Source organism: Streptomyces sp. CBMA29 (genome assembly GCF_014596445.1).
Taxonomy (GTDB): Bacteria; Actinomycetota; Actinomycetes; order Streptomycetales; family Streptomycetaceae; genus Actinacidiphila.
In genome coordinates this window covers 59,101-73,137 of sequence record NZ_MECL01000198.1, presented here as the reverse complement: position 1 = coordinate 73,137, position 14,037 = coordinate 59,101, and the positions used below count along the sequence as shown (strand labels likewise).

Genomic DNA, 14,037 nt, shown 5'->3' with positions numbered 1-14,037 from the left:
GGGAGCGAGAGCCCGGCCGGCCGCCCAGCCGAGCAGGGCGCCGATCAGCACCACCGGCCAGGCCACGGCGCAGCGCAACAGCACCAGCCGCGCGGTGGACGCGCCCCGCGCGCGCTGCAACCTCAGGTGCGCCCGCCGTCGGCGCAGCAACAGCCGTACGGCGACGGCCACGGTCGCCAGCGCGACCGCGGCGAGCGCGTCGACGGCGAACGTCGCCAGCGCCCTGGCCTGATGGTCCTGAGCGGTGAACTCGGCGAGCAGCGGCGTCAGGAAGTCGGTCACCAGCAGGGACCCGGTGGCCTGACCGCGCACGCGGCAGCCGATGTCGCCGGTGATCCAGTCGGTCCCCTGGCACAGGGCGGCGCTCAGGTCCGCGCTGTAGTGGGACAGCGGGCCTGCCAGCGCGCGGGCCTGGTCGAGCGCCGCTCCCGACAGGTCGGCCCGCAACTGCCAGGTCACCCGGGGCCCGCCCACCCCGGCCCCGGCCAGCAGGTCGGCGGCGTCGAGGCCGACCAGGCCGCCGACGGCGAGCACCGTGCCCGCGGAGCGCTCCGCCGGGTAGCGCGTCGGCTGGTCCAACGACTCCCGGCCGCTCCAGAAGCCGTCGGCCGCGGCCGTGGTGCGGTAGACCCCGCTCACCAGCAGGTCGGCGTGCGGCGGCGCGTTCTGCACCGCGGGCGTCCTGGCGAATTCCAGCGTCAGCCGGCTGCCGGCCGTGACGCCCAGGGCCCGCGCCGTGGCCTGCGACAACCCGATCTGGGGCGCGGTGCCCAGCGGTGTGCGGTCGGCCGGGGCGCGGCCACTGACGTAGCGCAGATGGGACCGCGCGGACGGCAGATAGCTGAGCGCCAGCTTCGTGTCGGTGTTCGCCGGACCGGGAGGCAGCGGCGCGACCAGGGACGCCGGGTTGTAGTCGTAACCGCCGCCGCCGGTGAAGGCCAGGCGGCGTGCGGCGGGGCCGCTGAGCTGCTCGGTCAGGGCGCTTCCCGCACCCAGCAGGCTGGCCATGTCCACCGCGGGCCGCTCGGTGTCGAAGACCTCCGGCGTGGTGCTCAGACTGATCAGCGGCGCCTGGGCCTGCGCCGCGTCGACGCGCTGCCGCAGCGCCCGGTCCTCCTGGCGGCCCACGAGGGCCGGGGCCCACGCGCACAGCGCCGTCAGCACGACCACCATGACCGTCAGGCAGACCAGCAGCGGGAGGTCACCGCGGGTCTCCTGACGTATCAGGCGCAGCGTCACCGCGGCGCCCGTTCCGCCGGTCCGCCTCACGGATGTGTCCGTCGCCCCGACTCCCTTCTCGGCCAACCCCGTTCCCTCGGCTCGTGTCCGCCGGACCCGGCTCACCGGTCCTCACCCGCTCGCAGCACCCGTACGAGGTCCACCCGGGCCAGCAGCCGGGCGAGCGCCAGCACGATCGCGCTGATGGCCAGAGCGGTCGCCAGCGCCGTCAGCGTCACGGTGCCCCACGCGGTGACGTGCGGCAACGGGGGATACGGGGCGTGCCCGCTGTCGTCCACGGTGACCAGCGGCAGCACCGCCGAGGCCAGGGCCATGCCCATCAGCGCGCCCGGCACCACCGCGAACAGCGCCAGACTCAGCTGCTCGGCGCCCAACAGCGCGTACAGACCGCTGGACCGGACGCCGATCGCCCGCAGCAGCGCGAATTCCTTGCGGCGCTGCCGGGTGGAGACCACCGCGTGCACGGTGAAGGCGATGACCGCGAAACCGGGCGCCAGGTAGCGGACGAGTTCCAGCACCCGCCGCAGCCCGGCGCGGAACGGGTCGTCGCGCAGCGCCGCCGCGGTCCGTTCCAATGTGGTGACCCGGCCCAGCGCGGGCCGCGCCTCGGCGGCTGCGGCCGTACGCGCGCTGTCGGTGCTGCTGAGCCACCAGAACGCGGGATCCTCCTGGTCGACGCCGGCCACGGTCATCGCGGCGGCGAGCTGGCGCTGATCGGCGATCAGATGCCCCTGTCCCCGGCCCAGTCCTGGCAGCGAGCCGACCAGGCCCACGATCGTCGCGGTGACCCGGCCGCCGCCCAGATCCAGCGTGGTGGTGCTGCCCACGCTCAGGCGTGTGGCGCGCAGGGCCGCGGCGTCGGCGCGTACCGGGAGCGGCGCGGGACCGCCGGCCGGACCCGCCACGAGGCGCGTCTGGCTGCCGGGCCGGGTGTCGTAGTCGCTGTCGGCCAGTCCGCCGAAGGCGTCTCCGGTCGCGGTCGAGGCCCTGATGCCGGTGCTGACCGTGGTCCTGAGCACCTCGGAGCGGCCGGGGGCGATCGAGCACACCCCGGGAGTGCCGGGACTGTAGTCGCCCGTCGGTTTCCCCTCGCAGGCCCCGGCGGTGGCCTCGGAGGCGTGGGCCGTACCGTCGGCCCAGACCTGGCCGCCGGGAAGGCGGGTGACCCACGTGTCCGCGCTGCCGCGCGCGCCGACCCGGATCAGCTCCAGGTCCAGCCGCGCGGGCCGCGCGTCCGGCTGCGGCAGGACGTTCACGGCGGTCACCGTCAGCGGATACGCCCGGGAGTGGCCGTCGCTCAGCGCCACGTCGAGCGGGACCACGACCGTGTGCCGGGCGCCGTCGGCTGCGGGCAGGCGGGTCGCCAGCGTACTGACGAGGCCGGACGCGTCCTGCACGGTCAACTCCAGGTTCGGGGCCGTGCGGCTGCCGTCGCTGCGCAGCCGCTCGTCCAGCAGCAGCGCGGTCGGACGCCCGGGGATCGGCACCCCGAAGACGACCGGTGACGGGTTGGGGGGAGCGGGCCCGCCGACCGTGCCGACCAGGCCCTCGGTGGCGCCGCCCGGCAGGTTCGCCGTCGACTGGGTCACCGGGGTCACGGCGGTCACCGCGGGCAGCGCGCGATAGGCGGCGCTCAGCACGGAGGAGGGGTAACCGCCGTCCGCGGACGGCTGGACGCGTACGTCCGCGCCGACGGTGAACGCGGCCTGCTCGGACGCCAGTGCGCCCAGGCAGGCCAGCGCGGTGGTCGCGAAGGCGCTCACGGACACGGCCAGGCACATCAGGACGACCGGTCCCGCGTTGCGCGCGGCCCGGCGGCTCAACTGCCAGCCCGCCAGCGCGAGGGCCAGGCCCCGGCTGCGGCGGCCGAACGCGTCCAGGAGCAGGGAGGTCAGCGGCAGCAGCCGCAGCAGCAGCAGGGCGGCGGCCCCGGCCACCAGTGCGGGCACCAGGACCAGCACCGGGTCCACGCCCGCGCCGCCCGTGCCGACGTCGGCGATCAGCGAATGGTGCCGCCGCAGCTCCAGATAGCCCAGGGCCGCGACGGCCAGCAGCGCCAGGTCGGCGCCAAGCCGCTGGGCGGCGGCGGGTACACCGCGGGTCGGCCGCGACCGCTTCGAGCGCAGTACGGGCAGCAGCACCGCCGCCGCGTGCACCAGGAGGGTCAGCCCCACCGCCGCCCACGCGGCGGTTCCCCTGCTGCCCGGACGCAGCAGCCCGGCCAGAAACGGCGCGACGGCCGCGGCCGGCACGCCGGTGAGCGCCCACTCGGCCGCCGCCGCGCGCAGCAGTCGCGGGGTGCCCGCGCCTCTGGCCTGCTGGAGGGCCAGTTCGTCGCGCCGGTGCTCGGTGAGCTGGCGGGCGGCGAGTACCAGGGTGGCCAGGGCGAGGACCGCCAGCAGCACGCTCGGCAGGTACAGCGAGGACCGGGCCGCCACCATCGGCACCGCCAGGCCGTCGATCGCGCCCGGCAGCCCCGAGACCACCGTCAGGTCGTCCAGAGCGGGCTGCCGTCCGCCGAACACCGACACACGGCTCGCGCTGCCGGAGAAGGCACGCATCCGGTCGTGCAGTCCGGCGAGGCTGTCGGCGTCGATCCGGGCGAAGTCGGGCTGCACACTCCAGTGGACCGTCAGATGGCTGTTCAGGACGACGCTCCCGGTGAGAGCCGACGCCGAGACCACGAGCAGGTCCTGGCTGGCGGTCTCGTCCGCCGTCACGTCGCCCGCCATCGCGGGCCAGAATCCGACGGCGCCGGTCGGCCGGAAGACGCCGGTGATCCGCAGCGTCATGGAGTGTCCGAAGCCGTCGCGCACCTGGAGGCGGGAACCGGCGGTCACTCCCAGCCGCCTGGCCAGCGCGTCCGGCAGCGCCGCGTCGACCGGGGCGGTGGACCCGGTGGCGATCCGTACGTCGGGCAGCGAGGTGAACGCGTCCGCCGTCGCGTCCGCCGTGCCGACGGGCCAGCGTCCGGCGACCAACTGCCCGAACCTGCCCGCGTCCTGGACGGCGACCGGGTGCAACCCGCTTCCCCCGGGACCGCGCGGCGGGCCCGTGACCCCGTCGATCCCCGTCACCGAGACCGGTGAAGAGCCCAGCAGCCCCACATAGGTGTGCTGCGGCACCCCGGCGAACGCCCGGCCGGCGGCGGCCCGTACGTCTCGGTCGGCGACGGCCATTCCCCCGGCGCGGAAGGGCGCGTTGACGGTCACCTGCGCGTCGAGGTCGGCGGCCAGCCGCCGTACGGCGCCGGCCTGTACCGAACTCCCGGCCAGGGCCGCCAGCGCGGCCAGCGCCGTGGCGCACAGCAGGACGGTCACGGCGACGGCGGCCAGTACCAGGCCGTGCCGCGTGGCCTGCCGTACCACCGTGGGGAGCCGCCGCCGGGCCGGTCCCGGGACCCCCGGGCGTTGTCGCGGCGACGACGTGAAGGCCGTGGCGACCACATGAACCCCCGCGTTATCGAACATGTGACGGTGACGGCGCGCCACAGTCCTACCAGGCATCCCCCCACGGGGCAAGCAGGGGCCCGGCTCAGGCGGAGTCGGCGCCGACTGCCCCTGAACCGGGCGGGGTTGGTGCGGGGCGGGCTCCGACCGTGGAGACGATCGGCGGTGCGGGCCTGCGGGGAGGCCGACCCCCGGCCTCGGCGGCGCGGGACGGGGGCCACCCGCGTACCCGATGAGCCGACCCCACACCTGTCACGGGCGCGCACTCACTCGGGCGGCTCACCACTGCCACCGTGGTGGCGCAGGGGACTCCGCGCGGAGAGAGGCCGCCCCGGCTCCGGAGTCCGCTGTCACCCCGTCACCGTCGCCGCGCCCCGCCCGAGTACCGGCTGAATCAGGTTTGTTGACCGTGGTGGCCCACAGCAAGAACCCTTCTGCCGCATTTCGGACCTGACGCGTTGCACGGTCCCCCAGCGCATGGTGCTTTATGCGTAGCTTACGCCTCATATCGGACTTGCTCGGTGCGGTCGCCGTCACCGTACGGCGCGGTCAGCGAGATTCCGTTCAGGGCTGAGCCGTCCCCGCTCTCCGCCGTCCCGCCCCCAGCCGGGGGGCGGCGGCCCCGCCTGGAAACGGATGGTCCATGCAGTCTTCCCGCCCGCCCCGCCGCACGGCGGCCCGCGCCGCTGAACGCTCACTCGCCACCGCCGGCCTGCTGGCCCTGGTGTCCTCCGTCGTCCTCACCGGTCTGACCCCCGGCGTCAGCTCCGCCTCCAGCCACCGCGAGGCGCCGCTGATCGCCGGGGACCCCAAGGCGGACAACACCGACGTCTACGCCTTCACCAGCCCGGACAACCCCGACACCGTGACACTGGTGGCGAACTGGATCCCGTTCGAGGAGCCCAACGGCGGCCCGAACTTCTACCCGTTCGCCAACGACGCCCACTACAACATCAAGATCGACGCGAACGGCGACGGCAAGGCCGACACCACGTACACCTGGTCCTTCACCGACCACTACCGGGACGAAGCCAACCAGTTCCTCTACAACACCGGTGTCGTGAAGTCGCTGGACGACACCACCTTGAACTTCCGTCAGACGTACACGCTGACGGTGACCGACGCGGAGGGCAACACCAAGACGCTCCTCAAGGACGCGCCCGCGGCCCCCTCCAACGTCGGCAAGGCGTCGATGCCGGACTACGCCTCACTGCGCAAGGAGGCCACCGTCGCCCTCCCCGACGGCGGCCAGACCTACGCCGGGCAGGCATCCGACCCGTTCTTCCTCGACCTGCGGGTCTTCGACCTCCTGTACGGCGGCAACCTCAAGGAGACCGGCCACAACACGCTCGCCGGTTACAACGTCAACACCATCGCCCTCCAGGTGCCCAAGTCCGCGCTGGCACTCAAGGGGGACGCCACCCGCAACCCCGTCATCGGCGTCTGGTCCACCACCGACCGGCAGGGCGCGGCGGTCGCCGCGCCGTCCGGCAAGGGCGACGAGGGCATGGCGTCCCACGGAGCCGCGGGAGCGGGGGGCACCCCCGGCGCCGCTGGCGCCGCGGGCTCGAAGGGCTCGCAGGACGAGGGCAAGGGCGGTCCGCCGATGCCCGACAAGGGCGGCGAGTCGGGCTGGCACCAGGTCTCGCGCCTCGGCAACCCGCTGGTCAACGAGGTCGTCGTCCCGCTGAAGTACAAGGACGCCTTCAACACCCTCAACCCGGACCAGGACCACACCGTGCAGCCGGTCGTCGACAAGGTCCTGGACCCGATCGTGCCCAAGCTCATCCAGAGCATCTACGGCGTCCCGGCGCCCGCCACCCCGCGCAAGGACCTCGCCGAGATCTTCCTGTCCGGAATCTGCAAGGCGTGCGGACCGATCCAGGCCGACCTCAACTCGCAGTTGCTCAACGCCGACGTGGACAAGGCGAAGTTCACCCCGTCCGAGGAACTGCGGCTCAACATGGCCGTCGCGCCCTCCGCCAACCCCAACCGGCTCGGCGTCCTCGGCCAGGACCTGGCCGGCTTCCCCAACGGCCGGCGGCTCAACGACGACGTCGTCGACATCGAGCTCCAGGCGCTGGAAGGCGCCGCGCAGACCGGAAAGATCGTGCCCGCGCTGGCCGCCGGTGACGCCGTCGACACCCCCTACCGCCAGCCCGGTTCGACCTTCCCGTACGTGGCGCTGCCCAACACCGCCGCGGTCAACCAGGCCGACTCGCTGCACCCCGACGGCGGCGTGGGCGCCGGCTTCGGCGGCACCGCGTTCCACGGCGGCTTCCCCGCCGTTCCGGTGACGGCCCTGGGCGGCGGCGCCCTGCTGGCCACCGCGGGACTCCTGGCGCTGCGCCGCAGGCGCGCCGACCGGGTGTGACCGCCCCCGCCACCTCAGGCCGCCCGTCCTCCGCACCGGAGGCCGGGCGGCTGCGGCGCGCCCTCAGCTTCCGCCCCGCCCGGCCCTGGCGCCTGATCACCGCGCTGGGCGTCCTCGCCGGTCTGGGCATGATGACGGCCGGCGGCTGCGCGCTGCTGACCGCCCGGCCGCCGAAGACCACGCAGATCGACGTCGGCACGCTGCCCGTCCCCGCGACCGCCGGGGGCCACGCCGCCGCCATCGCCCCCGCGGCGCCTGCCGCCCGGCCGGTCCGGATCCGTATCCCCGGCATCGGACTCGACCACGCCCTGACCGGCCTCCAGGTCCAGCAGGACGGCCACCTCGGCGTGCCCGAGGACCCCGGCCAGGTCGGCTGGTGGAGCGACGGCCCGCGCCCCGGCGACCCGGGCGCCGCGATCGTCGTCGGCCACGTCGACTCCCTCACCGGTCCGGCCGCCTTCTACGGACTGTCCACGCTGCGCCCCGGCGACCCGATCACCGTCGACCGCGCCGACCACACCCACCTGGACTTCACCGTGCGGGCGCTTCGGCAGTACGAGAAGGACGCGTTCCCCGACGACCAGGTCTACGCGACCGCGGGTCCGCCCACACTGCGGCTGATCACCTGCGGCGGTACATACGCGGGACCCGAGGGCGGCGGCTATCTCGACAACGTCGTCGTCTACGCCACGCTCGCCGCCCCGAAACCGCCGCACCCGTCCCCCCACGCCACCCCCAAGACCCCCCAACGGAGCGGGAATTGACTACGTCCGTCCGCCGGAGCCCCCGGCGTCATCTGCTGTCCGCCGCCGTCACCACCGCCCTCGGCGTGGGCCTCTTCCTCGCCGGCGGCCTCGGCCTCGCCCCCTGGCCGGTGACGGGCGCCGACCGCGCCGCGGGTCCCACGGGCGAAGCCGGGGCCCCGGCGGCCGGCGCGGACCCCCTCGCCCAGGACATCGACGGCATCCAGGCCCACCTGCGGCAGAGCCCGCGCGACGCCGTCGCGCTCGGCACCCTCGGCCTCGACTACGTCCAGCAGGCCAAGAACACCGCCGACCCGACGTACTACCCCAAGGCGGAAGCGGTCCTGAAGCGCTCGCTGTCGGTGGACGCCACGGACAACTTCACCGCGATGGGCGGCATGGCGGCCCTGGAAGCCGGGCGGCACGAATTCCGCCGGGCGCTCACCTGGGCGCGCAAGGCCGTCGCCGTCAACCCGTACAACTCGTCCCTGTACGGCACCCTGGCCGATGCCCTCACCCAGCTCGGCCGCTACGACGAGGCCGCCGACGCCGTACAGCGCATGGTCGACCTCAGGCCCGGCGCGCCCTCGCTGGCGCGCGCGTCCTACGTCGCCGAGCTGCGCGGCGACATCGACACGGCCAGAACCGACATGCGCCGGGCCCTCCAGGACTCCGCGGGCCCGGCCGACCAGGCGTTCGCCCACTACTACCTCGGCGAACTCGCCTTCAACAACGGCGATCCGGCCACCGAGCTGACCGAGGCCGCCGCAGGTCTGCGCGTCGCGCCGACGTACACCTCGCTGTTCCAGGCCAAGGCCAGGGCCGAGGCCGCGCTCGGCAGGACCGCCGCCGCCCTCGCCGACCTCAACCGGGCCGTCCAGCGGGTCCCGCAGCCCGAGTACGTGCTCCAGCTCGGCGAGCTGTACCAGTCCCTCGGCCGCACCGCGCAGGCCGACGAGCAGTACCAGGTCTTCCGCGCCGAGCAGAAGCTCTTCGCCGCCAACGGCGTCGCCCTCGACTCCGACGCGGCCCTCTTCGAAGCCGACCACGGCAACGCCGCGCAGGCCCTCACCATCGCCCGCCAGGGCATCAGGTCCCGGCCCTTCATGGACACCCACGACGCCCTGGCCTGGGCCCTGCACGCCAACGGCCGCGACCGTGAAGCCCTCGCCGAGAGCGACCTGGCCCTCGCCCAAGGCAACCGCAACGCCCTGTTCCGCTACCACCGCGGCATGATCGAACGGTCCCTCGGCGACACCGCGGCGGCCCGCGCCGACCTCGCGACGGCCCTGTCCGTCAACCCCCACTTCAGCCCCCTGGCCGCCCCCAAGGCCCGCGCGGCCCTGACCGCCCTGACCGCCCCGGGGCAGCGCACCTGACCGGCGGGCGACGGCGCCGGGGCGTTCGCGCTTCTTGACGTGGGTTCGTGTGCCGTGCAACGGTGAGGATATTACTTAGGGATGTTAAGTGATTCCTCGAGGAGCCGTATGAAGCTGAGGTTGTCGCCCGAGGACGCGGCCTTCCGTGCCGAGTTGCGGCGGTTCTTCACCACGCGGGTGCCGGGGCACATCCGGGAGACGGTGGCGGCGCGCGAGGAGTTGACCAAGGAGCAGATGGTCGAGTCGATGCGGACGCTCGACGCGGCCGGGATCGCGGTGCCCAACTGGCCGGTCGAGTGGGGCGGCAGGGACTGGACGCCGCTGCGACGGCACATCTGGCACGAGGAGATGCAGGCGGCCTGCGTTCCGCCGCCGATCACCTTCAACGCCTCGATGGTCGGCCCGGTCATCGCCGCGTTCGGCTCGCGGGAGCTCAAGGAGCGTTTCCTGCCGGCCACCCGGAACGTCGACATCTGGTGGTCGCAGGGCTTCTCCGAGCCCGACGCCGGTTCCGACCTGGCCGCTCTGCGCACCTCGGCGGTACGCGACGGCGGGCACTACGTCGTCAACGGCCAGAAGACCTGGACCTCCTACGCCCAGTACGGCGACTGGATCTTCACGCTGGTGCGCACCGATCCGGACGCCCCGCGCAAGCAGGCCGGTATCTCCTTCCTCCTGATCGACATGGCGTCGCCGGGCGTCACCGTCCGGCCGATCCAGCTCATCGACGGCGGGAGCCTGGTCAACGAGGTCTTCTTCGAGGACGTGCGCGTCCCCGTCGGCAACCTCGTCGGCCAGGAGAACCACGGGTGGGACTACGCCAAATTCCTCCTCGGCAACGAGCGGGTGGGGATCGCGGGCGTGGGCGGGACCAAGTGGCTGCTGGCGGAGGCCAAGACATGGGCCGGGGACCGGCTGCGCGAGGATCCGCTGCTCGCGGCGGACTTCGCGCGGCTGGAGAACGACCTGCTGGCGGTCGAGCTGACCTCCGTCCGGGTCGCCGCCGACTCGGCGGACGGCAGGGCGCAGCCCGCCTCGTCCGTCCTCAAGCTCGCCGGATCCGAACTCCAGCAGGCCGTCACCGAACTCGTCCTCGGCCTCGCGGGCGAGCAGGGGCTCTCCGGTGACCCGGCCGCCGGAGCGCCGCCGTGGACCCGCCCGGCCGCCGCGACCTATCTCCACCTGCGGGCCGCGAGCATCTACGGCGGCTCCAACGAGGTGCAACGACAGATCATCGCCGGCACGATCCTGGGGCTGTGAGACATGGACTTCGACCACACCGACGAGCAGCGCGCCCTGCGGGACGCCGTCCGCGGTCTGCTGGGCACGGCCTACGGCACGATCCAGGGCCGCCGTGACGCCACGGCCAAGGAGCCGGGATACGACGAGTCCATGTGGTCCCGGCTGGCCGCGATGGGCGTCCTCGGACTGCCGTTCGCGGAAGAGGCCGGCGGTATGGGCGCGGGCCCGGTCGAAGTCGGGGTGGTGGCCGAGGAGATCGGGCGCGTACTGGCCCCCGAGCCCTTCGTCGAGGCCGTCGTCCTGTGCGGCGGACTCCTCGCGCGGGCGGGCGCCGACGTGTCCGGGATCGCGGACGGCACCCTCCTTCCGGCGTACGTCGGCGGTCCCGGCGTCACGGCCCGGCGCGACGGCGAGCGCTGGGTGCTGGACGGCGGCGCCTCGCCCGTACTGAACGGCGCGCGTGCCGACCTGCTCGTGGTGGTCGCCGACGTCGGCGGAACACCGGCGCTCTTCACGACGGCCGGGGGCGAGCGGACCCCGTTCAGTACGTACGACGGGGGACGCGCCGCCCGGGTGGCCTTCGACGCGACCGCCGCCGGGCCGCTGGGCGATCCGGCCGCCGACGCGACCGGCCTGATCGCGTACGCGCGGGCCCGCGCGCAGGTGGCGTACGCCCACGAAGCGCTCGGCGCCATGGAGCGCGCGCTGGAGATCACCCGCGACTACCTGCGCGACCGCCGCCAGTTCGGGAAGCCGCTGAGCGCCTTCCAGAACCTCAGCTTCCGCGCCTCCGATATGTACGTCTCCCTCGAACTGGCGCGCAGCACGGTGCTCTGGGCGTCGATGGTGCTCGCGGAGCGCGACGAGACGGGCGGTGACGGGGCGGGCGGTGACGGGGCGGGCGGCGACCGGACGCAGAGCGGCGCGGCCGAAGGCATCGAGGCGGCGTCCCGCGCCAAGCTCCGGGTCGCCGAGTCCGGCCGGCACATCGGTCAGGAGGCGGTCCAGTTGCACGGCGGGATCGGCATGACCATGGAGTACCAGGTCGGGCACTACGCGATGCGGCTCACCGCCATCGAGCACCTGCTGGGCGACCGGCGCCACCACCTCTCCCGCCTGGCGGCGGCCGTCGGCGACCACCGGGCCGTGAACCCGCTCCAGTAGCCGACGGACGAGCCGGCCGATGACCCGACGGACGAGCCGGCGGATTCTGTCAACGATCCGTTAACCATGCTAATTTATTGCGCAATCCGAAAGGGGCCCCATGGCAGGGTCGGTCACCACACACGAAGCCCGCCTCACCCACGACGGCGCGGAACCCCTCACCGCCGGTTCGTTCGAGGTGGCCGAACGGGAACTGCCCCCGGCGGCCGGCGGCGAGATCGTCGTCGAGGTCCGGTACGCCTCCCTCGATCCCTCGCAGCGCATCCGGCTCCGGTCGGAGGGCGCCGGTTTCGTGCCGCCCGCCGGAGTCGTCGGCACCGTCGTGCAGTCCCGGAGCGACGCGTTCGCCGTCGGGGACACGGTGACCGCGCCGGGCGCCTGGGCCACCACGGTCTGCGTCCCGGCCGCGAGCGCCGAACGGTACGACGCTCCGGACGGCGTGGCCCTCCATCACGCGGTCGGACTGCTCGGCCTGACCGGTCTGACCGCCTACTTCGGGGTACGGCGGGTGCTCCGCCCGCTCCAGGGCGAGAAGATCGTCGTGACCGGCGCCTTCGGGGGAGTGGGCCAGGTCGCCGCGCAGCTCATTGCCGCGAGCGGCGCCGACGTCCTCGGCGTCGTGGGCGGCCCCGACAAGGCGCACGGCCTCAAGCGGCTCGGCATCAACGCCGTCGACCGCCGGGCCGCGGACTGGGCCGCCGAGGTCGACCGCTGGGCGCCCGAAGGGCTGCACGCGGTCTTCGACAACGTGTGGGGCGAGACGTCCGCGCGGCTGGTCGAGCGGCTGCGACCGCTCGGCCGCGTCGCCCTGTGCGGGCAGATGTCCGGCATCGGCGAGGCGGTGGTCCCGCCGCTGCCGCTGGACAACTGGTTCCGGCTGGTGACCCGTTCACTGACCGTCCAGGGTTTCCGTGCGGCCGACTTCGCCGCCGAGAACGCCGACGCGCGCCGGGCGCTCGCGGACATGATCGCCTCGGGAGCCCTCGACCAGGAGATCCACCTGGCGCCGGGCCTGGCCGCCGCGGGCCCGGCCTTCGCCGACCTGCTCACCGGCCACGTCGTCGGCAAGCTCGTCGTAGCGGTGCGGGAGTGAGAGCGGTGCCGGAACGAGCGGAGGTACGGGCATGAGCAGCGGTACGAGCGCGGGTACGGAGGCCCTGCGGGACGACGTACGCGCCCTGTTGGCCGGGGACGGCGGCAGACTCGCGGACCCGTACCCCACCTGGAACAGGCTCCGCGAGGAGATCCCCGTCTGGAAGCAGGGCGACGTGGTGATCCTGAGCCGGCACGAGCACGTGCACCAACTGCTCGGGGACAACAACATCCTCTACAGCCGTCAGGGCACGAAGACCTCCGCGCGCTACGAGCGCGCGAAGCGGGAGTTCGGCCCGCACGGCAGCGCCGCCTTCGGCCGGGTCCTCGACCAGGAGTTCCACCAGTTGGTGCGGATGGATCCGCCGGACCACCCGCGGGTGCGGCGGGCGGTCCAGCCGCCGTTCTCGGCGCGCAATCTGGCCCGCGAGATGCAGGACAGGGTCAGCGAACGGGTCGACCGCAATCTGACCGCGCTGGCGGCGGGCGGCGGGGAGGCCGACTTCAAGAAGTTCGCGTACTCCCTGCCCCTCCAGGTGCTCGGCGACCTCCTGGGCATCCCGATCGACGACCTCGACATGGTCCACTCGTGGGCCCAGAAGATCGCCGAGAACAAGTTCAACGCCGACTCCGAGAAGGCGGCGGTCGAGGCCGACGAGGCGTACCGGCACCTGATGACGTACATCGACGTGCTCGTGGCGCGCCAGCGGGCCAGCGGCTCCGAGACCGGCCTCGTGGCCGCGCTGCTGGACTCGGAGAACAGCGGCGCGGTCTCCCACGAGGAGGCGATGGCCATGATGGCGCTGATGATCTTCGCGGGACACGAGACGACCAGCAATCTGCTGGCCATCGGGCTGCTCGAACTGCTCCGCCACCCGGACCAGTGGGACCTGCTCGTCGCGGAGCCCGAGCGGGTCCCGGCGGCGGTGGAGGAGCTGCTGCGCTTCGTCACGCCCGCGCACTTCCTGCCGTACGTCGCGAAGGAGGGGCGGGAGATCGACGGCGTCGCGGTCGAGGCGGGCGACACCGTCATCGGCGTGCTCGCCGCGGCCAACCGGGACCCCGCGGTCTTCGCGCGGCCGGACGAGCTGGACATCGCGCGCTCCGACAGCCGCGCGCACGTCTCGCTCGGCCTCGGGCCGCACTTCTGCCTGGGGGCCGGTCTGGCGCGGATGGAGGCGACGGCGCTGTTCGGCACGATCGCGCGCAGGTTCCCCGGCGCGCGACCGGTCGAGGCCGACCTGCGCTGGGGCGGCCGTTCGCTGCGTACGCCGCTGGCCATGCCGGTCCGACTGCTGGGCTGATCAGATGCCGTGACGGCGACCGATCCCGTGCCTTGACGGTGGCGGGCAGCA

8 protein-coding genes and 1 pseudogene are annotated in these 14,037 nt (G+C 73.8%); 7 read left to right on the top strand and 2 right to left on the bottom strand.

Translation table 11 applies throughout. The features are described from left to right. Positions 1-1,269: pseudogene (locus tag BGM09_RS26770) on the bottom strand (hypothetical protein); the annotation flags it as partial. Between the two features lie 71 nt (positions 1,270-1,340). Continuing rightward, positions 1,341-4,709: an FtsX-like permease family protein gene (locus BGM09_RS26765; RefSeq protein ID WP_223187643.1), complete on the bottom strand. Its 3,369-nt coding sequence runs from the start codon at positions 4,707-4,709 to the stop codon at positions 1,341-1,343. A 622-nt stretch (positions 4,710-5,331) separates the two neighbouring features. On the opposite strand from BGM09_RS26765, the gene BGM09_RS26760 reads away from it, so the two are divergent. The 7 genes from BGM09_RS26760 to BGM09_RS26730 all read left to right on the top strand — a co-directional run bounded on the left by BGM09_RS26760 (position 5,332) and on the right by BGM09_RS26730 (position 13,986). Beyond that, positions 5,332-7,062 carry a DUF4331 domain-containing protein gene (locus tag BGM09_RS26760; RefSeq protein ID WP_188284269.1) on the top strand — a complete coding sequence of 577 codons (1,731 nt, stop codon included), beginning with the start codon at positions 5,332-5,334 and terminating at the stop codon, positions 7,060-7,062. Further along, positions 7,059-7,826: a class F sortase gene (locus BGM09_RS26755; RefSeq protein ID WP_317452905.1), complete on the top strand. Its 768-nt coding sequence runs from the start codon at positions 7,059-7,061 to the stop codon at positions 7,824-7,826. Before BGM09_RS26760 ends, BGM09_RS26755 begins: the two co-directional genes overlap by 4 nt. Next, complete coding sequence (locus BGM09_RS26750) at positions 7,823-9,184, top strand: tetratricopeptide repeat protein (RefSeq protein WP_188284268.1); 1,362 nt, start codon at positions 7,823-7,825, stop codon at positions 9,182-9,184. The genes BGM09_RS26755 and BGM09_RS26750 overlap by 4 nt, the downstream gene beginning before the upstream one ends. 108 nt (positions 9,185-9,292) lie before the next feature. Further along, positions 9,293-10,444, top strand: a complete 1,152-nt coding sequence (locus BGM09_RS26745) for an acyl-CoA dehydrogenase family protein (protein ID WP_188284267.1) — start codon at positions 9,293-9,295, stop codon at positions 10,442-10,444. Between the two features lie 3 nt (positions 10,445-10,447). Then, positions 10,448-11,590, top strand: a complete 1,143-nt coding sequence (locus tag BGM09_RS26740) for an acyl-CoA dehydrogenase family protein (RefSeq protein ID WP_188284266.1) — start codon at positions 10,448-10,450, stop codon at positions 11,588-11,590. 100 nt (positions 11,591-11,690) lie between these two features. Continuing rightward, positions 11,691-12,683 (top strand): MDR family NADP-dependent oxidoreductase, encoded by a 993-nt coding sequence (locus BGM09_RS26735; RefSeq protein ID WP_188284265.1) that lies wholly within the window; start codon positions 11,691-11,693, stop codon positions 12,681-12,683. Between the two features lie 31 nt (positions 12,684-12,714). Next, complete coding sequence (locus BGM09_RS26730) at positions 12,715-13,986, top strand: cytochrome P450 (RefSeq protein WP_188284264.1); 1,272 nt, start codon at positions 12,715-12,717, stop codon at positions 13,984-13,986. The last annotated feature ends 51 nt before the right edge of the window (positions 13,987-14,037 follow it).

Coding starts and splice junctions, on each gene's coding strand:
- BGM09_RS26760 (WP_188284269.1), top strand. CDS start 5,332: ATGCAGTCTTCCCGCCCGCCCCGCCGCACGGCGGCCCGCGCCGCTGAA.
- BGM09_RS26740 (WP_188284266.1), top strand. CDS start 10,448: ATGGACTTCGACCACACCGACGAGCAGCGCGCCCTGCGGGACGCCGTC.
- BGM09_RS26730 (WP_188284264.1), top strand. CDS start 12,715: ATGAGCAGCGGTACGAGCGCGGGTACGGAGGCCCTGCGGGACGACGTA.
- BGM09_RS26735 (WP_188284265.1), top strand. CDS start 11,691: ATGGCAGGGTCGGTCACCACACACGAAGCCCGCCTCACCCACGACGGC.
- BGM09_RS26765 (WP_223187643.1), bottom strand. CDS start 4,709: ATGTTCGATAACGCGGGGGTTCATGTGGTCGCCACGGCCTTCACGTCG.
- BGM09_RS26745 (WP_188284267.1), top strand. CDS start 9,293: ATGAAGCTGAGGTTGTCGCCCGAGGACGCGGCCTTCCGTGCCGAGTTG.